This is a genomic window from Cognatiyoonia sediminum, from assembly GCF_900129845.1.
GTDB lineage: Bacteria > Pseudomonadota > Alphaproteobacteria > Rhodobacterales > Rhodobacteraceae > Cognatiyoonia > Cognatiyoonia sediminum.
This window is the reverse complement of the sequence record NZ_FQXB01000003.1, coordinates 251,114-274,591: the sequence shown is the minus strand read 5'-3', so window position 1 is coordinate 274,591 and position 23,478 is coordinate 251,114. Positions and strand designations below refer to the sequence as shown.

At 52.4% G+C, this 23,478-nt stretch carries 23 protein-coding genes; 14 read left to right on the top strand and 9 right to left on the bottom strand.

What is annotated here, in order from left to right:
• Window positions 1-196: 196 nt before the first annotated feature.
• Window positions 197-1,609, bottom strand: a complete 1,413-nt coding sequence (locus tag BUA85_RS11775; RefSeq protein ID WP_072901328.1) for a mannose-1-phosphate guanylyltransferase/mannose-6-phosphate isomerase — start codon at window positions 1,607-1,609, stop codon at window positions 197-199.
• A gap of 202 nt (window positions 1,610-1,811) precedes the next feature.
• On the opposite strand from BUA85_RS11775, the gene rfbC reads away from it, so the two are divergent.
• From rfbC to BUA85_RS11750, 5 genes are all read left to right on the top strand, one after another.
• The gene (gene rfbC, locus BUA85_RS11770; RefSeq protein ID WP_072901327.1) at window positions 1,812-2,378 is read left to right on the top strand and encodes a dTDP-4-dehydrorhamnose 3,5-epimerase; all 567 of its coding nucleotides are present in this window, start codon (window positions 1,812-1,814) and stop codon (window positions 2,376-2,378) included.
• Window positions 2,379-3,419 (top strand): dTDP-glucose 4,6-dehydratase, encoded by a 1,041-nt coding sequence (gene rfbB / locus BUA85_RS11765; RefSeq protein ID WP_072901325.1) that lies wholly within the window; start codon window positions 2,379-2,381, stop codon window positions 3,417-3,419.
• Window positions 3,416-4,279 carry a dTDP-4-dehydrorhamnose reductase gene (gene rfbD, locus BUA85_RS11760; RefSeq protein ID WP_072901323.1) on the top strand — a complete coding sequence of 288 codons (864 nt, stop codon included), beginning with the start codon at window positions 3,416-3,418 and terminating at the stop codon, window positions 4,277-4,279. The genes rfbB and rfbD overlap by 4 nt, the downstream gene beginning before the upstream one ends.
• Window positions 4,276-5,145, top strand: a complete 870-nt coding sequence (gene rfbA / locus BUA85_RS11755; RefSeq protein WP_072901322.1) for a glucose-1-phosphate thymidylyltransferase RfbA — start codon at window positions 4,276-4,278, stop codon at window positions 5,143-5,145. The genes rfbD and rfbA overlap by 4 nt, the downstream gene beginning before the upstream one ends.
• Window positions 5,146-5,223: 78 nt before the next feature.
• Window positions 5,224-5,967 (top strand): DUF2793 domain-containing protein, encoded by a 744-nt coding sequence (locus tag BUA85_RS11750; protein WP_072901320.1) that lies wholly within the window; start codon window positions 5,224-5,226, stop codon window positions 5,965-5,967.
• Between the two features lie 94 nt (window positions 5,968-6,061).
• Here the strand turns inward: BUA85_RS11750 and BUA85_RS11745 are convergent, their stop codons facing one another.
• Window positions 6,062-6,775 carry a helix-turn-helix transcriptional regulator gene (locus BUA85_RS11745; RefSeq protein ID WP_072901318.1) on the bottom strand — a complete coding sequence of 238 codons (714 nt, stop codon included), beginning with the start codon at window positions 6,773-6,775 and terminating at the stop codon, window positions 6,062-6,064.
• Between the two features lie 87 nt (window positions 6,776-6,862).
• Between BUA85_RS11745 and BUA85_RS11740 the strand changes: the two genes are divergently transcribed.
• Window positions 6,863-7,807, top strand: a complete 945-nt coding sequence (locus BUA85_RS11740) for an alpha/beta fold hydrolase (protein WP_072901317.1) — start codon at window positions 6,863-6,865, stop codon at window positions 7,805-7,807.
• Between the two features lie 69 nt (window positions 7,808-7,876).
• On the opposite strand, the gene BUA85_RS11735 is transcribed toward BUA85_RS11740, so the two are convergent.
• Together BUA85_RS11735 and BUA85_RS11730 are read right to left on the bottom strand one after the other, a co-directional pair.
• Window positions 7,877-8,347, bottom strand: a complete 471-nt coding sequence (locus BUA85_RS11735; protein WP_072901159.1) for an anthrone oxygenase family protein — start codon at window positions 8,345-8,347, stop codon at window positions 7,877-7,879.
• 12 nt (window positions 8,348-8,359) lie between these two features.
• On the bottom strand, window positions 8,360-8,989 hold the full coding sequence (locus tag BUA85_RS11730) for an NAD(P)-dependent oxidoreductase (protein WP_072901158.1): 630 nt from the start codon (window positions 8,987-8,989) through the stop codon (window positions 8,360-8,362).
• A gap of 88 nt (window positions 8,990-9,077) precedes the next feature.
• Here BUA85_RS11730 and BUA85_RS11725 point away from each other — a divergent pair, with 88 nt between their 5' ends.
• The 5 genes from BUA85_RS11725 (at window position 9,078) to BUA85_RS11705 (ending at window position 14,640) form a co-directional block, all read left to right on the top strand.
• Window positions 9,078-9,665 (top strand): TetR/AcrR family transcriptional regulator, encoded by a 588-nt coding sequence (locus BUA85_RS11725; RefSeq protein ID WP_072901156.1) that lies wholly within the window; start codon window positions 9,078-9,080, stop codon window positions 9,663-9,665.
• 144 nt (window positions 9,666-9,809) lie between these two features.
• Entirely contained in the window at window positions 9,810-11,741 is a 1,932-nt protein-coding gene (locus BUA85_RS11720; RefSeq protein ID WP_072901315.1) for a PAS-domain containing protein, read from the top strand.
• Window positions 11,731-12,438 carry a response regulator transcription factor gene (locus BUA85_RS11715; protein WP_072901313.1) on the top strand — a complete coding sequence of 236 codons (708 nt, stop codon included), beginning with the start codon at window positions 11,731-11,733 and terminating at the stop codon, window positions 12,436-12,438. The genes BUA85_RS11720 and BUA85_RS11715 overlap by 11 nt, the downstream gene beginning before the upstream one ends.
• Window positions 12,439-12,596: 158 nt before the next feature.
• On the top strand, window positions 12,597-13,589 hold the full coding sequence (locus tag BUA85_RS11710; protein WP_072901311.1) for a polysaccharide pyruvyl transferase family protein: 993 nt from the start codon (window positions 12,597-12,599) through the stop codon (window positions 13,587-13,589).
• 79 nt (window positions 13,590-13,668) lie between these two features.
• Window positions 13,669-14,640, top strand: coding sequence for a glycosyltransferase family 61 protein (locus BUA85_RS11705; RefSeq protein WP_165611613.1), 972 nt, complete (start codon window positions 13,669-13,671; stop codon window positions 14,638-14,640).
• Window positions 14,641-14,720: 80 nt separating this feature from the next.
• Here the strand turns inward: BUA85_RS11705 and BUA85_RS11700 are convergent, their stop codons facing one another.
• From BUA85_RS11700 to BUA85_RS11680, 5 genes are read right to left on the bottom strand one after another with little or no spacing between them, the layout of a single operon-like run.
• A complete protein-coding gene (locus BUA85_RS11700) occupies window positions 14,721-15,689 on the bottom strand; it encodes a glycosyltransferase family 2 protein (RefSeq protein WP_072901307.1) in 969 nt (322 codons plus the stop codon).
• Window positions 15,686-16,543 (bottom strand): sulfotransferase family protein, encoded by an 858-nt coding sequence (locus BUA85_RS11695; RefSeq protein WP_242649058.1) that lies wholly within the window; start codon window positions 16,541-16,543, stop codon window positions 15,686-15,688. The genes BUA85_RS11700 and BUA85_RS11695 overlap by 4 nt, the downstream gene beginning before the upstream one ends.
• Complete coding sequence (locus tag BUA85_RS11690; protein WP_072901306.1) at window positions 16,531-17,508, bottom strand: glycosyltransferase family 2 protein; 978 nt, start codon at window positions 17,506-17,508, stop codon at window positions 16,531-16,533. The genes BUA85_RS11695 and BUA85_RS11690 overlap by 13 nt, the downstream gene beginning before the upstream one ends.
• Window positions 17,509-17,512: 4 nt before the next feature.
• Window positions 17,513-18,940, bottom strand: a complete 1,428-nt coding sequence (locus BUA85_RS11685; RefSeq protein ID WP_072901304.1) for a hypothetical protein — start codon at window positions 18,938-18,940, stop codon at window positions 17,513-17,515.
• Complete coding sequence (locus BUA85_RS11680; protein ID WP_242649056.1) at window positions 18,940-19,626, bottom strand: WecB/TagA/CpsF family glycosyltransferase; 687 nt, start codon at window positions 19,624-19,626, stop codon at window positions 18,940-18,942. Before BUA85_RS11680 ends, BUA85_RS11685 begins: the two co-directional genes overlap by 1 nt.
• 316 nt (window positions 19,627-19,942) lie before the next feature.
• Between BUA85_RS11680 and BUA85_RS11675 the strand changes: the two genes are divergently transcribed.
• The 3 genes from BUA85_RS11675 to BUA85_RS11665 all read left to right on the top strand — a co-directional run bounded on the left by BUA85_RS11675 (window position 19,943) and on the right by BUA85_RS11665 (window position 23,345).
• Window positions 19,943-20,176 (top strand): hypothetical protein, encoded by a 234-nt coding sequence (locus tag BUA85_RS11675; protein ID WP_131802805.1) that lies wholly within the window; start codon window positions 19,943-19,945, stop codon window positions 20,174-20,176.
• Window positions 20,177-20,262: 86 nt separating this feature from the next.
• On the top strand, window positions 20,263-21,519 hold the full coding sequence (locus tag BUA85_RS11670; RefSeq protein ID WP_131802804.1) for an Ig-like domain-containing protein: 1,257 nt from the start codon (window positions 20,263-20,265) through the stop codon (window positions 21,517-21,519).
• Window positions 21,516-23,345, top strand: a complete 1,830-nt coding sequence (locus BUA85_RS11665; protein ID WP_072901297.1) for a hypothetical protein — start codon at window positions 21,516-21,518, stop codon at window positions 23,343-23,345. Before BUA85_RS11670 ends, BUA85_RS11665 begins: the two co-directional genes overlap by 4 nt.
• The last annotated feature ends 133 nt before the right edge of the window (window positions 23,346-23,478 follow it).

Below are 23,478 nucleotides of genomic sequence, written 5' to 3'. Positions count from 1 at the left end.
GCGGGTTCCGTCTGGATCGGCGGAAGGGGGTCTACAGGCTGAGTTGGATCAGAGCTTCCGCCGTTCGGAGCGCTACTGCCGCCGCATCCTGTCACTAAAAGAAACGTCCCCAAAGCTAACACGACACGCAACAGACCAACGCCCCCAGTTCCACCCGACTTGGCCAGCGAACTATCAGACGAGTGTTTAGGAAGACCTAATCCCGAGAGTAGACATCTTCGTATCGGATGATGTCGTCCTCACCCAGATAGGTGCCGGTCTGAACCTCGATCAGGACAATGTTCACTTTGCCGGGATTTTCCATGCGATGAACAGCGCCAAGCGGGATGTAGACAGACTGGTTCTCTGAAACGAGTTTGACCTCTTCGTCGATCGTGACTTTGGCAGTGCCTTCAACCACGATCCAGTGTTCAGCTCGGTGGTGATGGCTTTGCAATGAAAGCGCGGCTCCTGGATGCACAACGATCCTTTTCACCTGAAATCTGTCGCCAATCACCAGGCTTTCGAACCAACCCCATGGCCGATGGTCCTTTGGAAAATTCTCAGCTTGCGGTGCCGCGTTCTCTTTCAGGATCGTGACAGCTTTTTTGACGTCTTGCGCAGAATCCTTACGGGCGACAAGCACTGCGTCCGGCATGGCAACAGCGACAACATTCTCCAACCCAATTCCTACGATCGCCTGACCGTCAACTTCCGATCGCAGCAGCGTATCTTTGCAGTCGATGACCGTAACTTCACCCTTTGTCGACATGCCCTCGACCTGAGTTTCTCGCCAAACGGATGCCCAATCACCCAGATCTGACCAAGACCCATTGAACGGAACCACGCTTAAGTTCTCAGATTTCTCCATAATGGCGTAGTCGATTGAAATTGCTGGGGCATTACCCCATGCCTCTGGATCAAGACGTGTGAACGAAAGATCGGGCTTGGCCTCGCCTACAGATATGGAAACCGCTTCCAAAATCTGTGGCGCATACGACTTGAAGGCATCGACGATGACCTGGGCAGAAAACAAGAATATGCCGGCGTTCCAAAGATACCTACCCTCCGCCAGTAACTCCTTTGCGCGTTCGGCATCGGGTTTTTCAACAAAACTCTGCAACTTGATTGGCCGAACGTCGTCATCCGGTTGTTCGGCAAGTTCGAGATAGCCGTAACCCGTTTCCGGGCGGTCTGGCCTGATCCCAAATGTCACGATGTCTCCAGACTCCGCCGCTGGAATCGCTGCCCGAATGCTGTGTTCAAAACTCCCGTCGTCTGAGATCACATGATCCGAAGGCGCAACTAACAGCAGACCGTTTGGATCTTTTTTGTATTGCACCAATGCAGCTGCGAGGATGGCCGGCGCTGTATCGCGACCTTCCGGCTCGATTAAAACAGTGCTTTCTTCGATGCCAGCATCCAAAAGCTGCTCAGTCGCGATAAACCGAAAGTCGTTCGAAGTAACGATGATTGGGGGCGTAAACTCTTTTGACCCAAAGCGTTTCACGGAGGCCTGAAAAAGACTTTCCTCACCTGTTAACGGAGAGAACTGCTTCGGATAGCTTTTGCGAGATAGCGGCCAAAGACGCGTACCGGATCCGCCACATAGGATTACAGGGATGATCATCGATGCCTCACTTCCGACGGTCTAGGTGCCGCTCATTTACAAAAGACATTAACCGGCAAAATGTTTATATTATGTCGTCTTGTTGCCAAACTTGAGGTCTAGCTGCAACTGGCGGAGCGATTATGACCTTTCCTTCGCTCGTTTTTGACTGTGATCTGAGGCGCACATTTGTTAGAGCCTAAGTGACTGAATGAGTGTCTAAATGAATATTGAAGAAACAGCGCTAAAAGACGTTTTTGCGATCACACCACAGCGTTTTGGCGATGATCGCGGCTTCTTTTCTGAGACCTATAACCGTCAGGCTTGGGCCGATGCTGGCTTAGATTATAACTTCGTTCAGGACAACCATTCGAAATCCGGCGCCGCAGGAACGGTACGCGGATTGCATTATCAATCGCCGCCAGCAGCCCAAGATAAACTTGTGCGGGTTGTCTCAGGTTCGATCTTTGACGTCGCTGTCGATGTGCGCCTTGGATCACCAAATTTTGGAAAATGGATCGCGGTAGAGTTATCTGCAGAAAACGGAAAGCAACTATTTGTCCCTAAGGGCTTTTTGCACGGCTTTCTGACGTTGGTTGATGCGACCGAGGTCGTCTACAAGTGCACAGATTTCTACGCCCCTAACTGCGACGGAGCCGTCAGATTTGACGATCCGTCCATCGGGATCGATTGGGGCTGGGATACAGGCAACGTGATCCTATCGGAAAAAGATGCAAACGCCCCATCATTCGACACTTTCAAAAGCCCTTTCACCTATGAGGCACTGTAGATGAGAATTTTGGTAACGGGCGGTGCAGGCTTCATTGGCTCTGCTGTGGTGCGACAGGCCGTCACCGATGGCCATGATGTGCTAAACGTCGACAAGCTAACCTATGCCGCCTGTCTGGAGAACCTTTCGAGTGTCGAAGAAGCTCCCAATTACACCTTCCTTAAGGCCGACATCTGTGACGCCGACAGCATGGCTGCCGCCTTTGAAGGCTTCCAACCAGACGCGGTGATGCACCTCGCGGCCGAGTCTCATGTAGACCGGTCGATTGACGGTCCCGGCGCGTTTATCGAAACCAATATCACCGGCACTTACACGCTTTTGCAGGCCGCCCGAGCCTACTGGGAAAAACGTGGAAAACCTGATAACTTCCGGTTCCACCACATCTCCACTGACGAAGTTTTTGGCACATTGGGCGCTGAAGGCATGTTCACGGAAGACACACCTTACGCACCAAACAGCCCCTACTCCGCCTCGAAAGCTGCGTCCGACCATCTGGTGCGGGCGTGGAGCGAAACCTACGGCCTGCCCGTTGTTTTGTCCAATTGCTCGAACAACTACGGGCCTTTCCACTTCCCTGAAAAACTCATCCCTGTTGTCATCCTGAATGCCCTCGCAGGGAAACCCATTCCGATCTACGGCAACGGCGAAAACGTACGCGACTGGCTCTATGTGGAGGATCATGCCGACGCTCTTTTGACGGTTCTTCAAAGAGGAGAACTGGGGCGTTCCTACAATATTGGCGGAGAGAATGAGGCGAGCAATCTTGAACTGGTCAAGATGATCTGCTCGATACTCGATGAACTGCATCTGGGAACTGACCCTTATGCTGACCTCATTACCTTTGTTGCCGACCGCCCGGGGCACGACTTGCGCTACGCGATTGATCCCACGCGTATCCGGGAAGAACTCGGTTGGAGACCTTCCGTGACGCTCGAACAGGGCCTACGCAAAACAGTTCAGTGGTATCTGGACAACGAGGTTTGGTGGAAGGCGCTGCAGAGCCGCATTGGTGTTGGGGAACGCTTGGGTCTCAAGTCGTGAAGATTGTCGTTCTGGGCAAATCAGGGCAAGTTGCGACGAGCCTTCAGAGCGTTCAAAACGACGCTATTGAAGTCATAGCTCTTGGCCGCGGTGAGCTGGACTTGACCAATACGGCTGATCTTTTTCAACCTATCGCGGCGCATGAACCCGACGCAATTATCAATGCGTCGGCCTATACCGCTGTCGATCAAGCTGAGACCAATCAAGACGCCGCCTTTGTTTTAAACAAAACGGCTGTGAAAAGGCTCGGAGAAGTTGCTAGCCAACTTTCTATCCCCATCATTCACCTTTCAACTGACTATGTGTTCAACGGAAGCGGTATTGACGCTTGGACACCTGACGATCTGACAGACCCCTTAGGTACTTACGGGAAAAGCAAGTTGGCCGGCGAAATGGCATTGGCTGAGGTTTCATCCAACTACGCCATTTTGCGAACGTCTTGGGTGTTTTCGGCCACCGGGTCCAACTTCGTCAAAACCATGCTGCGCCTCGGAAAAGACCGCGACAGCCTCAATGTCGTGAGCGATCAAATCGGCGGTCCTACCTCGGCAGATGACATTGCCGCTGCATCTATCCAGATTGCGAAGGCACTGATCGCAAACCCCGATCAAAAAGGCATCTGGCATTTCTCTGGACTCGACGACTGCAACTGGGCCGATTTCGCGACGGAAATCTTCCGGCAAGCCAAAATTGACTGTGATGTCCATGCCATCCCCTCTTCGGAATACCCAACGCCTGCCATGAGACCGTTGAATTCAAGACTAGATTGCACCACCACCGAACAAGATTTTGGCATTAAACGGCCGCTTTGGACAGATAGCCTAACGGCTGTACTAAGGGATCTAGGAGAAGTGTCATGAAAGATCGCAAAGGCATCATTCTAGCCGGTGGCTCAGGGACACGGCTCTACCCGATCACTATGGCTGTGTCGAAACAACTTCTGCCAATCTATGACAAACCGATGATCTACTATCCGATCTCGACGCTGATGCTCGCAGGTATCAGAGAGATTGCGATGATCACGACTCCTCATGATCAAGATCAGTTCCAAAAGGCACTGGGCGATGGGTCTCAGTGGGGGATCAGCCTGACTTGGATTGTTCAAGAGAGCCCCGATGGCCTTGCCCAGGCTTATCTGCTTGCCGAGGATTTCTTGGACGGTGCGCCTTCTGCAATGGTGCTAGGCGACAACCTCTTCTTTGGTACCGGTCTGACGGACATGCTTTTGGGAGCAGCCAAGAGCTCTGAAAATGCAGTCTTCGGATATCAAGTTCGAGACCCCGAACGATACGGCGTTGTAGGCTTTGCTGAAGACCATTCGGTTGAATCGATAATCGAAAAGCCGGAAAACCCCGCCTCGAACTATGCGGTCACGGGTCTTTATTTCCTCGACGAAACCGCCCCGGCACGTGCCAAACAGGTTGCCCCGTCTGCGCGGGGTGAGTTGGAAATCACCACACTTCTTGAAAGCTATCTGAAAGAAGGAAAACTAAAGGTGAACCGCATGGGTCGTGGCTATGCTTGGCTCGACACTGGAACCCATGCGAGTCTTTTGGACGCTGGCAACTTCGCGAGAACCCTAGAGAACCGGCAAGGTTTGCAGACCGGATGCCTTGAGGAAATTGCTTTCGAACAAGGTTGGATTACCAAGGAACAGTTGCTGAAGCGGGCAAAGCTTTTTGCCAAAAACAGCTATGGCGAATACCTGTTGCGATTGGCGGAATAGGGACCGAACGGGGCGACCTCAAAACATTAATCTTCGCATTGTCTAACTGCGCCACACCCCAACGCAGAAGGCTCGCGCATGTCCGAAAACTCGCCCCGTCTCGATCTCCCCTATATTCAACCATCGCAGGCCCAAAAGCACGTCACGCATAACGAGGCGGTGGAGATATTGGACACCATTGTTCAAATGAAGTTGGAGGACATTGACGTCAGCAATCCGCCTGTGTTGCCAGCTGAAGGGCAATCATGGGCGCTGTCTGCCGCTCCAACTGGCGCCTGGACAGGGGAAGCAGGCGCAATTGTGACGCGCTGCAACAACGGTTGGCTGTTCATCGAACCGGCCGAAGGATGGACAGCTTGGGTTGGCTCAGCAGGTCGGTTGCACCAATTCGACGGCACTTCGTGGGTCACATTGCAAGCGGAGATGGATCTGAAGAATGTCGTAGGTGTGGGCGGCGCTTGCCATCACGGTCTTCGGCGCCGCATTGTTCATGACCGACGCAGTCAGCCGGTGCGGGATGTACTACTTGCTTGGGCTGTCAACCCGGTCCTGAATTTGGCGGAATTGCGAGGCCGAGCGGCAGCTTGGCTTCGCAAAAACCGACGTTCGCTGCGCCGCATCCAATCAGTAATTTGGGCTCATTTGCGGTCTTTCGCTGCAACAGAGTCGAATGTCTTGTTCGCTCAAACCATTTTACATTCTGCAGCTAAACCACAGATTTCCACGGGCACTTTACGGTTCATTTTACAATTTTTTGCAATGGAATCAGCGTGGTTCATAGGATTGCAAATCCGCGGAATATTCCAAGATAGCGACCTCTAGGTTTGTTGTCCCGCAGAGTAGTCGTTGGTGCCAGCGGACGCGAAGGGCTGCATATAGACCAATCTGTCTAATGCTGCGCGACGTTCAATGTCCGCTAAGCATATCGAATTGGCTGCACGCCTGCATCAAATACAATCCGCCGCAATCGAAATGTCGGGCCCTCAATGACGTCGGGCTGGCTGATCCGGTCCACTCGGAAATGCCGAACATCGTCACGGCTTGGGTCCCACGCAACGAGGTACCAAAGCGGCAGCAGGATCAGCATGGCCTGAGGTTCGACGCAGCGCTGGGATCTTGCGCCCTTTGCATCGACGTAATCGAATTTCAGAGACCATCGTTCAAGAAATGCCCGCTCAAAAGCCGTGAGCAGTCCAATATCGATCTCTCCGACATCGGAGACATCGACTTGCGGGGCTAATGGCCCGACATAGAGGCAGTCCAACAACCGTCGAAGGTCGCGCAGCTTGTCGGGCGGCAGGGACTTCTCGATCTTGGTAAGCCCGCTATCGGCCAGGCCCGCAAACGGAAGCGATCCAACGGCACGCATGCTCGAAATGCCAATGATCAAGGCGAAGACCTCAGGAACCGACAGTTTGGCTGTTGTCTGCACTGAGCTTGGGTCAAGATAGACACCGCCGCCACGACCCTGTTCTGCGATAATCATGTAGCCTTCGTCACGCAGAGCAGAGAGGTCACGCAGAATCGTGCTTCGCGATGTTCCGACCTCTTTACGCAAGGTTTCGATCGTCGTCGCTCCGCTGCGGCGCAGGTTTCGAATTATGGCGTCTTGTCGGGTTCGGCTGTTCATACTTCTGGGATAGCACAGAAAGATGTCATAATTTGATACCTTTTTAGTCTAGGTCGTTGTCGAAACACCCAAACCGGAGACAATGACATGACCACGTTAACCGATTTTCCCTCACCCAGCCTCATCGCGCTGACTAGCATTGAACTCGAGGTCTATGAAGTAGGGCGGGAGAACAAAGGTAACCCGATAGTACTGTGCCATGGATGGCCCGAGCATGCTTATTCCTGGCGCCATCAGATGCCGGCCCTCGCCGCGGCGGGGTACCATGTCATCGTTCCTAACCAGCGTGGCTACGGCAACTCTTCGCGCCCAGAGGATGTGACCGAATACGACATCGCGCGTTTGACCGGTGATCTTGCCGCACTATTGGATCATTTTGGTTATGACGATGCGGTCTTTGTTGGCCACGACTGGGGCGCGAACGTCGTTTGGAGCATGGCGCTCCTGCATCCAAACCGGGTGAAGAAGATCATCAACCTCGCGCTGCCTTATCAGGCGCGAACGCCAATGCCGTGGATCGAATTCATGGAAACTTTGCTCGGCGCGGACAATTACTTCGTCCACTTCAACCACAAGCCTGGTGTTGCGGACGCTGTCTTTGACAAGAACGCGAGACAGTTTCTGAGTAACCTCTTCCGCAAGAACCTGCCAGCATTGCCGCCCGAGCCGGGCATGATGATGATCAATCTTGCGCAGGCCGAAGAGCCTTTGGGTGAGCCTGTGATGAGCGACGCAGAACTCGATGTGTTCGTAGCTTCGTTCGAAGCAACCGGCTTCACCGGGAGCATCAACTGGTATAGAAACATAGATCGAAACTGGCACCTTTTGGCAGATGCCGATCCAATCGTTCGGCAGCCCGCGTTGATGATCTACGGGACTCAGGATATGATCCCTCCCTCAGAGAACCTCGCTGACTTTGTCCCGCATGTAGAAGTTGTCAACCTCGAGAGCGGCCACTGGATTCAGCAGGAAAAGCCACAAGAAACGACTGATGCAATCCTTGGCTGGCTGTCGCTCGATCTGGCTGCATGAGGCTCGGTGTCTCTTGCCCTCCGGCAAGATCGGAAGGCTAGGGCCATAGCTATGTCCAGGGCCTCTGCCTCACACTGTCTGTGCGGCAACCAGCCAGCAAACTGCCGCTATTCCCGAAGAGAAGGTTCTTGCATGGTTTAACCGTGTCCAACGTTGTGCATAGCGCGGCCAATAGTCTGCGGTTTCGCGCGGCTGGCCGTCCATCGCATCCAGGCGCTTATTCATTGGAACATTGCCCATACCGGTCACTGCAAATACACCAATGAGGTAGATAACAGCCCCCACCAAGGTCAGTAATGGTGCCGCGCCTTCGAACTGCCAAAGAGCGAACAAACCGAGGCCTCCAGACACCGGCACCAGCCCAAGCAACAGGACCATAAAAACTGATCGATAGACTGTTCGGTTAAGCCCCACCATGCCCGCGGCCCCTTGAGATGCGGGGGCTTGTATCAGTCCCCGCATGATGAAGTCAGAGAAGCTAAGAAACACTCCAGCTACCAGCGCAGCGGCTAGACCCGCGATCATCAATATCCAATCCATGGTCCTTGCTCCTCAGCTCGAAAGGCCAACGGCCCGGCCAACATATTGGCGGTCAGACAATTGACGCGTCAGGAAACGGGCTAACTCGCTACGGGCGATCTTCAAATCAAGACCACGGGCGGTATTTGGTACATCCTCTATCACCGCGCGTTCGGTGGCCTTATCCGTGAAGGCGCCGGGGCGGACGATGGTCCAGTCCAAACCACTTGCTTCGACCAACTGTTCCTGCAACTCGTGATCGCGGAACACTGGGGCGAGAAGCGCCCCAAACATCACGCGCTTCCACCAAAAGTTCAACGTGGGCCAGCTATCGCGCGCACCCAAAGTGGACTGTGCAATCAGACGGCGAACCCCGTGGGTCTGCATGGCTTTGATGACGTTCATTGTGCCTTGCGAGCGAATCTTGCTCTTGCGCGACATCCCAGCGCCAAGGGTCACGACGACTGCCTCCTGCCCCGCAACGGCGTCTGTCACGTCAGAGAGCTTCATCGCATCTCCAGCGACGAGGCGCAGTTTGGGGTCATTTAAGTTCAGGTTCTGAGGCGAACGGGCGAAGGCTGTGACGGTGTGTCCAGCTTTCAATAAGTTTTCGACAGCGAGACGTCCAACAGTCCCTGTGGCGCCAAATACGATAACTTTCATTGTTGTACTCCTTTCGAGGTTGATACCGAGTCAGTTACTTGACACGATGTAAAGTTGACACGGTGTCAATAAGCGCTACCTTGACATCATGTCAAGAGATTCATCCGATACCCGCACCCGCATCCTCGATTGCACCTGGAACCTATTGGAATCCGGGGATAAAAAAGTTCGCATGTCAGATATTGCCAAAGAAGTTGGCATCAGCCGACAAGCGCTCTACCTGCACTTCCCCACGCGCGCAGAGCTTCTGATTGCCACGACTAGACATATCGATTCTGTGAAGAACGTGGACGCGCGACTTGCCGATAGCAGAGCAGCAACTTCCGGACGTGACCGGTTAGCGTCCTTTATCGGTGCATGGGGCGGCTACATTCCCGAAATCCACGGCCTTTCGGTTGCCCTGCGAAGTATGCGCGACAGTGATGCTGAGGCAGCGGCGGCATGGGACGACCGGATGCAAGCTGTCAGGCACGGGTGTGCAGCAGCAGTCGCAGCTTTGGCAGCAGATAAGATGCTGAGACCTGATCTAAACATTGAAGTTGCAACAGATCTACTGTGGACGCTCTTGTCAGTCGAAAACTGGGAGCGCTTGGTACGCGAATGTGGCTGGTCGCAGGTAGAATATGAAAACCAGATCAAGAGACTTTCTGAGGCGGCGCTTTTGGCGAAGCACTGAAGAACATTCGACCATTTTCAAATTGCAGTTTGTAACGAACGCAGGCGTATCAATGCAGTGTTTGCTTGGGGCCCTTTGAAGTCATTGCCACCTCGCACCCACTCCCCCTAGCCACACCGCCCTTAACGATGCTAGCAATCGCGCATGGATCGCTCGCTTCCCGAAATCCTGAATATGACGCTGTCGGGTCTCAACCTGATCACACAGGCCATCTCGATCTATGACGAAGACCTCAAGCTCGTCATCGTAAACACCCCATTCAAACGCATGTTCGATCTGCCCGAAAACCTCACCACCGCAGGGGCAGCGTTTGAGGATACGATCCGATACCTCGCCGTGAGAGGCGATTATGGCCCGATTGATGATCTCGAAACTTTCATTGCCGAGCGCAGCGAACAGGCGCGCACGTTTGAACCCCATTACCTTGAACGCACCCGCGCCAATGGCACCACCATCACCATCGAAGGCTCGCCCCTCCGACAAGGCGGTTGGGTGGCCGTCTATTCCGACATTACAAGCGCGAAACAGCAAGAGGCGCTATTGCGCGATCGCTCTGCCAACCTCTCCGAAGAGCTTTTGGCGCGGTCCGAGGAGCTCTCCAAAACCAACCGCAATCTGACGGCGACGATAACAGCGCTGGAAGAGGCTAAGCGCGATCTGACCGCTTCTCAGGATCAGTTGAACCTCACTAACGCTATGACCCCCGCCCATATCGCGCGAGTCGACAAGAACGGCGTCTATTCCTATTCCAATCGCAAATTGGCCTCTGTCCTGCCCGGCCGTCCGAACAAGATCGTTGGGATGACCTTCGCAGAAGCCTTGGGTGAAGATGTCCATGCCACCATTGCCCCCGCCTTTGCCCGAACACTGAACGGCGAAGCGCCCGTTTTGGAGTTCGAACATAAAGAAACCGGTCGCTTCATCCGATTGGCATTCACCCCTGACCGCAGTGCCGACGGCCCGATCGAAGGGGCCTATCTTTTGTCGATGGACGTGACCGAAGAGGTGAACGCGCGTCAAGCGCTGACCCACACAAGACGGCGCGAGTTGGCAGCGCAGCTGACCAGCGGTCTTGCCCACGACTTTTCCAACCTGCTGACGATCATCCTCGGCCAGAACGAGAGACTCTTGCAGCTCGACACCTTACCACCAGAGGCGGCCGACATCGCCGCCACTATCAAAGCTGCCGCCAAACGCGGCGGCACATTGCTGGATGGCCTGTCGCAACTGGACACACGCCGCCCTTTGCAAATCAGACCCGCCCATATCGCCAGCTTCGTCGATGGTTTCCGCGCGCTTTCACAGGCGGCGATACCTGAGGACATCGCCCTGACCATCCAAAACGACATCACCGATCCCTATCTGATGCTCGACGAAGGGTTTGCGCAAGACACGCTTTTAAACCTCACACTCAACGCGGTCGATGCCATCAATGGCGCAGGAGAGATCGACATTCATCTGCGCAAAGCTGGGGCTGCATCTTTCGAAATCACCGTACAAGACGACGGCCCAGGCTTCTCCGACGAAGCCTTAAAAACCGCCCTTGCACCGTTCTACACCACCAAAACCGATGGCCTCGGGAGAGGCCTTGGCCTTTCCAGTGCCTTTGACTTCGCGAAATCGAGCAATGGCAACATCCGCCTCGCCAATGCGCCCGCGGGCGGTGCCAGAGTCACCATCCGCCTGCCTTACCTCACCGCCGAACCCCCTGCGCCCGGGCTTGTTCTGCTGATCGAAGACAGCGAAGACGTCCGCCAAACCATTCGGGGCTATCTGCAACGTATGGGCCACGCGGTCATCGAAGCGGACAACATGGCCGAAGCCCTGACCCTTATCAAACTGCCCGACATCACCTATATCGTCACCGATCTGATGCTTGGAAATGACGGCACAGGGTTCGACCTTCTGCAAAAGCTGCGCGCGAATGGCAATGACCTGCCCGCTTTGGTCATCACCGGATTGGACGCGACTAATTGCTTAAGACAAACGGTTGAACGATCTTATCCGGTCCTGCAAAAGCCTTTCGACTACAACGCGCTGGCCGCGCACTTGCAGGGAACGAGTCATGGCGGATGATCAAAGCCTCATCACCATTTTGGAAGACAGCCGCGAAATTCGCGATCTTCTGACAGAGACCCTTCAGCATGAAGGGTTCGACACCCTGTCCTTCGCCCGCGCCACCGAATTCGAACGCAACATGCGCGGGTTGAAACCGGATGTCTGCATTATCGACCTCGGCCTGCCTGATCGCGATGGCCTTAGCGTGGTGAACACGGTGGCCAGCAATTCCGGTGCCGCGGTCCTGATCATCTCCGGCCGCTCCAACACGCAAGACAAAATCGTTGGGCTGGAACTCGGCGCGGATGACTACATCACCAAACCTTTTGAGATTGCGGAGGTCGTCGCACGGGTCAAAGCCCTCTTGCGCCGTAAAGCCCCGAAGGCAGAAGCGACGTTGTCAAAGATCGTTCGTTTCAACGGCTGGACGGCTGATCTCGAACAGCACCTTCTGACCTCTGACGACGGAAAAGTCGAACGTCTGTCCTTCGCCGAGGGCCAAGTCTTGCGTGTGTTCCTGTCCAAGCCGAACCGACTGATCACCCGCGATCAGATTTTGGATGACCTATCCAACGGCGAAAGCGATAATTTCGACCGCACAATCGACGTCCGCATCTCGCGTCTCCGCGCCAAACTGCACGATGATCCGAACAATCCCAAAGTGATCAAAACGATCTACGGTGCGGGCTATATTTTCATCGCGCAAGTGGGGTGACGATCATTGGTTGGTTGCAAACTCAGCGCAATGCACCAACAAAATCACTGATCAACGACAGAATAATTGGTCAGATCGTTGCATTAGAATGCGAGCTATGCATTTTGACCCTTGGGGGCGGCTAATTGCGTTAAGCGCACAGGACTGGAAAAAAGACTTTGAACTCATCCACGTCGTCGTCGTTAGACCTCATTTCAGAATACGACAAAGCGCTTTCGCCGCACGTTTCTTCGTCTGAACCCTACGCACTTTTAGATTTCCCGGACCACTACAATGTTGGGGATAGCGCGATCTACGCAGGAGAGATGGCGTATTTTGATAGCAAGGTTGGGTACTCGCCAGCCTATGTGTGCACCTTTTCAAGCTACCGTCGTGACGTCGAAGATTTTGCGCCTGAAGGGCCCATCTTTTTGCATGGCGGTGGGAATTTTGGTGATGTTTGGCCAGCTCACCAAGATTTCAGGCACGAGGTTTTGGAAAGATACACGGGCCGCAAGGTGGTACAGCTACCTCAGTCCATCCATTTTCGCGATCAGAAAGCCGTGGACAAAACGGCTAAGGCAATCTCGGGACATGGAAACTTTACACTGCTTGTTCGTGATAGAGAGAGTTTTGATTTTGCCAGTAAGGCCTTTGATTGCGAGGTCGTGATGTGCCCCGACGCTGCGCACAACATTTCCAATCTATCAAAAGGCGCAGCAAAGGCGCCGGTGCTTTCGATGATCCGAAAAGATAGAGAGCAAAGAGGTGACAGCGTCGTCCCATTTTTGGAGAGTTTGGGCGAGGTAAAAGACTGGGAAAGACAGTTTTGGGCCCGATCGCCAATGGACCGGATCGTCGAACGAGTTATTTCCCCTCGAATTCGGCAGACGGGCCGGCTTATGGCCCGCCGTGAGAAAATGTTCAGACGGCAAGCCTGGAATAGAGTGAATTATGGGGTTCGTCTTCTGTCGGAAGGCGAATTGGTAATATCTGACCGCCTGCATGTTCATATAATGTCGTCTTTGATGAACAAGAAGCACATTTCGCTTGATAACTACTATGGCAAAATAGAACGGTACATCGCAGCCTGGGGCAACGACGGTTTAGTCACGCAGGTTAGCGACCTCTCCAGTTTGAAAAAAGCGGTCACCGAGGCTGGATATGGGTAAGCGCCAGGGCCAAATTACGGAGGACCTACCTGAATTTCTGGGGAAAAGCGCTTGGCTCATAACGGCGCAATCGTTTCTTTTGGACCGCTTTACTCAGGATTGTGAGCACATTCTTTTGGCGCCAAAGAACGTACCCGGCGGTAAGATGACCTATAGCTTAACCCAAGGCGAGACGAAGTCGAAGATTGGCAAAGGTCGTATGGGAAGGCTTTTACCGAGTAGACTTAAACGAAAAGACATCAACGATAGAATAATCTTCGATTGTCGCCGAGAGAGCCCTCAAAACTGGGCTCACTTTCTAAATATGCACCTGCCAATCTTCTTCCACATTAGTGAAAGACTGTCCCTTCAGTGGGATGAGGTCCTTTTGGTGCTTCCTGCAAACACACCAACATATATCACAAAAGCCGCAGTTCTCTTTGGTCTCGAGACCTTGCTGACAGATGAGACCCTGATTGGCACCTATGTGGATTATGAGATTGATCCCTGGACATCTATGCGGAAATCTCGTGTGGATTGGGTCAGTACTGACGCAGTGTCAAACGTTGTCGATGCTATTTGCGACACAGGGGCACCGATGCCCCCAAAGGTTTTCTTAGCTCGAAGAAACACACGTGCCATTCAAAACCAGACAGAAGTGGAAGAGTTCTTATCTTCACTTGGTTACGTCACAATCTACCCTGAAGATCTTACAGTTTCAGACCAATTTCGTCTTTTTCGTGAAGCGGAAGAAATGGTTGCTGTACACGGCGCAGGTCTTGCACCCCTTCTATTTCAGAAACGAAATAGCAATCTAAAGCGATTGGTCGAGATCATGCCAGTCGGTCACATGACCGAAGTTTTTCACGTAATTGCTCAGCAAGTTGGGTGCGATTGGATTGGAGCCCGAGGCCGCATAAAATCAACGTACGTACCAAAGATTTACGGGGATATGAACGTTTTTAGCGAGTATTCCCTTGATGATTTCGAAGTAGATATCCGCTCCCTCAAAGAAGCAATCACTCTTATTCGAAACCCAAGTGAAGATCGCAACGCTCGCGCGCAAATGTAGAACTCCGTTTTTTTGGTTTCATTTAGGCTCAGCCTCCCTACCAATGCTTGAAAAAAGGGATTTTGGCCAGAGAAGGCCATTCATTCCTTGTATTCGATGATTTGGCTTCGCTTCCCAAAAAATCGATTAAGATGATACTTCGCAATTCCTTGAGCTTCTGGGAGCTTGCCAAGTGTCAAAAAGAACCCCTCTGCCAGATCTCGTCTTTGCCATGCTAGTCTCGCGACCTGCATCGGGTACAGCAATGCGATAACCAGGCTTGCCAAAGGAAAAACGAATAGAAGCGCAAGAATTAGAAATGGTATCAAGAGACCCCAAACAACCGCTCTCTTCATCGGGGCTCTATTATGGTTTTCTGGCGGACTACCGTGCAGATCGAAACCCTCAGCATATGCATGACCCGCGCGGCTAGATCGTTTCCACCATTGTCCAAACTCAAAGATAGCTGCGTCATGCAATGTCATTTCATGGTCTAAGCGATGAACAGACCAACCGGCCCCACGCAGTCTAACGCAAAGCTCCGGTTCTTCGCCAGCGATGAGGGTCGGATTGAAGCCACCAACGTCATCGAGTGCGGACTTTCTTATAAGAGCATCACCACCACAGCTCCTTACCTCGCCAACTGGTGTGTTCCACTCCTTATCGATGAGGCGGTTGTAGACCGATTTTTCAGGAAACTTCTCTCTTCTTCGTCCACAGGCCACTGCGGCGTGAGGGTTGGATGCGAGAAAGGCAGCAGCGGTTTCAATCCAGTCTGACTGGACCGTGCAGTCTCCATCAACAAATTGGATAAGCTCAATGTTTCGTCCGACGGTTTCCGACAATCCTGCGTTTCTTGCGCGGGCGGCGGTAAACGGCAGGGACGGATCCAATTCAACCAATGTCGCACCCAGCTCGACTGCCGCTTCCTGACTTCCGTCGTTAGAGCCACTGTCGACGTAAATGATATGCGCCAACTGTCCGTGCAAAGATTGGAGACAGACCTTAAGCCGCTCTCCTTCATTTCGACCGATAATCACAGCCGCTATCTGATCATCGATATCGGTCATTCGAGGAACGGATAACAAAGTTTCAACGCAGGATGTTCTGGGAAAAGAGCAGCTAGTTGGCGTCGATCCTTTTCAAAAACACCTTCCAGATCCTGTTTCAACTCCGGCGGAAGTGTCGGACGCTCGCTCATCTGACGCGACGCTTTGACACGATCTCTAAGTGACTTAGGCACCAAGGTACGCCGAAGTTTGGCTGAAATGGGATGGTCGACCAGCAGACTGTGCAAAGGGAATTTCCTAACCCTTTCAGAAGAGACGTTCTGCGCTTCGATATCTTCTTGCCAAGATAGATCACCTTCAAAACCAATATGAGAACAAATTGCAGAAAGCTCTCCTTGAGGATCAGCTTTGATCTGCTCAAGGCTCGTTAAAAAGACCGACTCTTTCCCAAATGTCTCGATCCAAGGTCTGATTTGCATCCCATAACGACCATAGTCCACAAGTTCAGGATTTGAGGTGAACGCTTTTTCCAAATCATCTGAGAGCACACCTTGGGACCATTCGTGAATAAAATGAGAAACGGATCGAGCGACGGGATTCCGTATCATATATACAAATCGCGGTTTAAGTACCGCGTTTTGGAGTCGTGGAATTGTGTGGGGGTGGTTTGGCAATTTGGTATAGTGTGTGCTGGCCTCACCAAGTAAATCAGCTTCTTGCGCTGTTTCAAAAAGCCCTTTGTACCAGTCGATGCCTTTAGCAAATATCCCATCGTCAGAGAAAAAATTGGGCTCTTTCGGCTCACACATAAAGATCCCGTTTTGCATAGAAAGCTGGGTCTGCAACGTAGATGTGCCGCACTTCATTGCACCAATGATGAAAAAACTTGGCAACCTTTGGTTCATTTTGACCATGATCTTGGATGCGGACCAAGAGGGTCGAAAAAGTTCAACCAAATGTCCTTTATTTCTGACTGCGCCATCTTATAAACCGGCTTTCCGACTAACCGTCTGAACTGAGCGACAAAACGACCCAAGATATAGGCCAGATTGGCCAGCAAGAGACCAAAGGCACCGTACCGTTGGTAAAAGAACCGTGTCCGCGACGCATAGTAATAAGGTGGCAGCCGTTTCTTGGCCTTTGCCAAACTTTTTACCGGGCCTGAGCCACCACGAAAATGTACTGCCTTGGCATCCACAACCTGTTCTATGCCCCAACCGTTTCTTTGAGCTCTTAGAGCGTATTCAGAATCCTCGAAATAAAGAAAGTAACCCTGATCCATAAAGCCAATTTCTTCGACCATTTGGGCTTTCAAAAGGATACAGGCAAAGCTCGCCCACTCAATCTCGCGACTGTCGGGATACGGGCCCAATGCCACTTCATGCGATTTCAGAACCCGTGTGACAAAGCCGGTGCAAGCACTTCGTATGAATTCACTTTGCGGGCTCGCGAAGCGAAAACAACTGGTCTCAGGTGTACCCTCTTGGTCAATGATCTGCGGAGCAAACAAACCGACTTTTTCAGATTCATCTACCACTGGAAGAATAGCCTTAAAAAACCCGGGCCGCAAAAGCGCGTCAGAATTCAAAATAAGAAAGTAATCAGCGTCAAAAACCGACATACCAAGATTATGCCCTCCAGAAAATCCAGAGTTGTCTGTGCTTCGAACCAACGTCACCGGGATGTTGTGTTGCTGACTGGCGATCCAGTCTTCAATTTCTTTGTCCGACCCATCACCCGACGCATTGTCGACCACGACAATATGAATGTCCAAATCACCAATGTCGCTGAGTACCGATCGAACGCAATCGATCGTCATTGGCCCAGTCCGAAAATTAATGATCGACACAACACATTTAAACCGAAGTTTTTTGCCCATATTTTTAACGCCTGAACCTCGTATAAGAACCGCCTTGGTCGCTCGTGGTGGCAACTGGCATTTCGTTCGATTGACCACTTTCTAAACGGTCTCGTCCGATCTCCAATCGACCGATAAGCGCCCCAGCCAAAATCCATGTTACAGGTGTCAAACTGGAATTCGGCAAGAGGTCAACGGTATTTCCAGCAAGCAATATAGCCAAGCAACTCGTTGTAAGCGTGACGCCCAATTTGTTCCGTCGGCGCCACAACAACAAAATGGGCAGTGTAAGAAGCCCAAACTCAGCGAGGTAACGTATCCAACCGCCGGTACCGATGACGATCACCCATCTTCCGTCTAGCGTTACAGCGCTGCGACCTCTATCGTCATAAACTCTTTGACGGCCCCACCCACCCCAACCAAATATGGGTTTTCTCTGGGCCTTATCCATAACGATATCTTCGTTAACAAAGCGAAATTGCAGCGATCCAGCACGCTCAGCCGACACGTTCTGCGCGAGGCTTACGAGTTGGTTCGTTGGAACCAGATCATTGCCTCGCAAAATTGGATAGGTCAGCACAATGGCCGCGATTATCGCAGCTGAAAGAAGTTGCAGACGCACCCCAAAAAACCAAACAACAGGCAGTAAAACGAAGAAAATAACGCTGGCGCCTAAGTTCTTGGAAAGAAGCAGTGTTCCGGCAAGCCATAACGCACAAAACCAGTACCAGATTTTCGACCCCGAAGTGTGGACCCTCGTCAATGCGACGGTCGCAAGCGCGCTAAGCGCCAAGAATATCCCGAGCCAAAGGCCGTGAGACAAGAACACAATCGGCCGAAACCCATCACCTCGAATGTGCTGCTGCCAACTGTGGGGAAAGAAGCCATATACCATTCGATTGAGCTGCGGAGACATTCTCACTTCGTATAAAGTCGGCAGGGAATAGATCATTCCTGCGACAGACAGAATGATAAGAAGCTTCAAGTGTTGGTCTGGGTGGCCCAAGAACTTCCTAGCCAACAAAACAGGAATCAGGATCATGCAAGCCAACATTGCGCCCGATAGCGCGTCGTAGATTGTAAGCCCTGGCAGTCTACGTGGTCCTGCTGCGATTGACTCGCCGTTGGTTAGTCCGGTCAGGATCGCTCCAAATACAAGCATAAACATCAATATAGAAATCAGCGGTGTTCTAGGTAGCCACCCTGGCAAGACGACACCGTCTCTTAGTTGGTCCTTGCTCGGTCTTACAAATGCAATCCCCAGAAACAGAACAAAGAGCGAGGGTATCGAATTTTTGTCGAGAGCTGGGAGCAGAGGCAGATCGATTGCTGTTTCGGTTGGCAGCAGCAAGTAAGCACCGATCAGGCCGACGATGACCGCAATGGCCATCCCCCATTTGCGGAAGATCGCTATTATGGCAAAGGGCCACGTGAGGATCGCAAACATCGCCATTACGTTGCCGCCGATCCCTTTCTAGACCGTAAGGCTTCGACAAAAAGACGCGGGAGGATCACGATACAAGCAAAGTATCGGCGGCCAAGGCGAATTGGGCTGCTTAGCAAACGCCAAAGCCACTCCAATGCCAGTCGCCGCACCCAACGTGGCGCTCGGGTTTGCGCGCCCGAAATGAAATCCAGACCTGCACCGATAGAAAAAAACCCGGTAGACGGCATTTGGGAGGCCGCATGGATGGCAAATTCTTCCTGTTTAGGAGCGCCCAGAGCTAGGAAAACAATCCGCGCTCCCGAACTCTTCAGGTCTTCAATAGCGCCCAGGGCGTCAGCACTGCTCGGATCAAAGCCCATTGGAGGCGATAGAACGGCAGCAATTTCCAAACCCGGAAACCTACTTTGAAGCGCTTCAGCGGCCGGTTCGAGGGCCTCGATGGTACTCCCAAATAAAGCAACTGTGGCGCCTTGTTCAGCGGCTATCTTTGCCACCGGTTCGATCAATTCTGAACCCGGAATAAGTTCAACATCCACACCTGACAGGCGAGAAAGCCACACGATCGGGTTGCCATCCGCTGTGATATGACTGTGCTTTGCATAGGCACTGCGAAAAGACGCATTAGATCGCAACTTTACGACGTGATCCAAGTTCAGCGTCGCGACAGTGAACCCTTTTCCATTCGCAATCATAGAACGTAGTTCCTCTAAGAAGCGAACACGGCTTGGTACGTTAACGGCAACGCTTTGACCCTGCGAAGCGGAGGTGACCTTTGCCCAATTCATCATTGCTCAACAATCTCTCAAATTTTCGGGCGTTTTACGCGTCATATTTTCGCACACCTCTTGGCGAGTGGCTATGGATTAGTTTTGGCACAGAATGAGGGCATTTCTAAGGTTTTTTCAGCAGACACACCGCCCGTACGCCGGTCTCATGTTTTCGAAAGAATTTACTGAGATTTCTTTAGGCCTGTTTGGATTTCGCCCTCATTGAGCAAAGGAATTTTGCATGTCGCTACTGTCAAATTTAACGACGAGCTGGTCTAGTCCGATGGTTCTTGTCGATGATGAAGTTTGGCAAGCAAGGGAAGGAAGTTGCTATCTCTCGACCGATGAAACTCCCTCAACAGACGATGGCATCGTACTGGAGCAGGGCCAGGCGCTCTTTTTCAGCGCGGGCATGGCGGTCCACTACCGATCAAAAGGTCTGCAGAATGCCATTTTGGCCCGTGTCAAAGTCTGATGTGGCTAAACAGTTTAGGACCAAACGAACTTGTCCCCACTCACGTTCTGAGAGCACGGAAAGGGTCGGCGCAAAGCCTTTTGGCTTTGCGAGATACAGCCACCACATCAATCGGCACAAGTGTGACGATAGATGTTCTGGCCAATGACCATGATCCACTTGGCGGCAGTCTTTCAATTGCGACAGCCACCGCCGATCATGGAAGCTTGGTTGTTGAAGCCAACAACGCCCTAACCTACATTCCTGATCCAGACTTTACCGGCTCAGATGTCATAACATATGGTGTCACGAGTACGTCAGGCGGCTCCGCTAACGGCCTCGTCGATGTTCTCGTCCAACCGACTGCAACTCCGCTCGCTTTGACCATCGACGCGCAGAACACTTTTGTCTTAGAGGCCGCATCAAGTCCAATTGAGATCGAAGTAAGCCAACCGGATACTTTTGCTTCAACCACCGTTGTCGACCTCAGTTTAACATCCTCCATACCCTTCAATTGTGTCCCGCCAAAGTTACCCAACACTTTGGCAGTAGGTTCAATATTGACCCCGACGCCGGGCCTATGGCTTCACCCAGCAAACAGCCCAACCGAAAGCCGGAGATACGATTGGGAGCGCGATGGGCAAACCATCGCAGCCGACCAACCCAGCTACACAATCACACCTGCAGACCACGAAGCTGAACTTCGAGTTGTCGAAACCGTAGACTTCGGGGCTGGCCCCGCAGCGCAAGCAAGCCCGACAATCCAAATCCCCGCGGCGAGCACGGGCGTTTCTGGTTTTGACGATTTCACCGGACCTAATCAGTCTCTCCTTATTCCACGCACGACACTTAGTGGAGATACTTGGACCAACGTGGTCGACGTATCAGATGTTCTCCCGTGGATTGTCGGAGATCATTTAGAGCTGCGCGAACCAGAAGGCGGCGTCTTTGCGATTGCCAATATCGATCAATCAGATACGACCGTGCGATGTGACGTTTCATTTGCACAAAGTAAGAGCGCTGTAGGTGTCGTAGCACGCGTAAACGGGTCAACAGAAAATGGCACGCTCTCCGCTTACTACGCGCGCTATTATTGGAACAGGGCTGAAGTCCAGCTGTATGCGTTCACGGGCGACGGCGCCATTCAGGAAATCATCAGTGTCGACCATCCAAGGCCAAGCTTAGGTAGCCAACACACCATCGATCTCACATGCCTTGGCGATCAAATCTCGGTGCGGTGGAGCGGTGCGACGGTGATCGCGATAACAGACACAACACTCTCATCTTCAGGCTCAATCGGCATCGCGCACTATGACACAGGTGCCGAGCTCGACAATTTCTATTTTGAAGAGATCACACCATGACAGCTTATCGTTTCAGCGGTTTCCCGATCGGTCAAAACGTACAAGTTACAGTGCGTCAGGCGGGGCAAGAAAAGTTTGCGAGCATCCCTAACTGGAAGCAGGTTTCAAGCCTGCCCACACTGGGCGCGTCTCAATGGCAAGTCGCCCCCGAAGATGGCCTAAGGGCGGATACTGCGATCATTTCTTTGTTCGAATTGCCAGACCCACAGGGTGACATGGTGGTCGACGCAATTGTCGCAAACGTTGATGGCGAAGAGTCGATTTTGGGCTACGGAGCGCAAACCAATGACGAAACTTGGCGTCCAAAGCGCCGCATTCGGACACATACAGACAGCATTGCAAATGTACGCCTGCGGGTCATTTGGCGAAACACCACAAACGGAGAAACTGAGTTGGGCGCTTGGAGCGATCCCAAGCAGGTTTCGCCCGCTCAAATTACTGATCCTTCGGTCATCATCCATGTCCCCAAGGATCGCGGCACGGCCCCATTCGGAGCTCAGTTTTACGCTGAAGTCTTCGGAAGTGGTGAGCTTGACCCCTTTCAAAACTGCCAGGTGAGCTGGGCATACGACGACGCGACCAGCCAACACACAAACCTAAGCGATAGCTATGTGGTCGTTCACGGATCCCAACAAGCCAATACGTCTTTTGATCCCTTTGGTGCGCATACCCTTGACGCCCCCGGCACCTATTCGGTCACTGCAACAACAACAATTAACGGCGAAAACTACACTGCGACAAAGACCATTTTGGTGGACGATCCCGACGTTATTTACCATGGCAACCGAACCATATTTGTTGACCCCGCCTTGCCTGCGCCCGGAACCTCTAATGTGCCAGCGGGCGCCTCTGTGGTTGCCACGTTGGTCGAAGCTCAAACGCTGAACCCAACTGCGCGACCGACCCGTATCATCATCCAGTCAGGCTTGGATATTGATGAACCTGCTTTGGACCGATTCAATCATGTCCAAACAATGATCACCGCTGCCCCAGGACCAAGGCCCAAGATACGACAGCATATTTTCTTCCGATACAACCCAGACAACACTGAATGTAGTCTTTCGGGGGTCGAGTTGCTCGGACCTTACAATCCTGCACATCCTGGCTCGACACCTCGGCCTTCGTCAGGTGTTGTTGTCGACGGCTTTAATACGACGATCCATAACTGTATTATATCTGGCTGGAATATCTCCATCGATGTCGCTCCAGTTCGTCGATACGTCATATCGAATACCGTCGTAACCAATTGGGCAGACTACGGTTTGTTCCAGCAAACAAATTGTGGTTGGCATTCCATTGTCGGAAGTCGCTTCACTCAAAACCCACTCACCATTCGCGCAATGGGCAAAGCAGAGAAATCCGCCCCAATCTACGCCGATCACGATCCTTATCGATGTTCAATTCCAGCAGAACCCGCCTGCATCCTTCAATCCGAACTCTTTAGCGCAAACAGTTGGGCCGGCGGCATTCAGTTGATTTGCAGATGGAATGCGGACGGTATCCCCGGCCAACAATTTCAAATGTCTCAGTGCAAAACAGAGGGTGGATCGTTTTACTTTGGATCAACAGCCAGCCCGACGCCCGCATCTGCGCAACAATTTAGAGTGACCAAAACCCATCACGTTTGTTCAATAAACGGCCTGATCGGAACCAATTTCGGCGGCGCTAATTTCAAAAACAACATCGTTATTCTTGGCGACACTCTGCAAGAAAGTTCGACGGGTGTTCGCAATGCTCTTAGCGCTACCGAAACGCACAACGGTACCTTTGATAAGGGAATCTATCCCAATTGGGGTCAGGCCTATGCACAACCCATCCGCTTTTGAACAACAGCCTGATCGATCTCAGAAGCTTAGAAAATGCTACGAACTTTGCCAGATCAAACGGTCCCCTCCCCTTCGTAGAACTGCTACAGGCTCAATTCGAAAACGTCGTATTGGGGAGAAATCTGTTTCACGC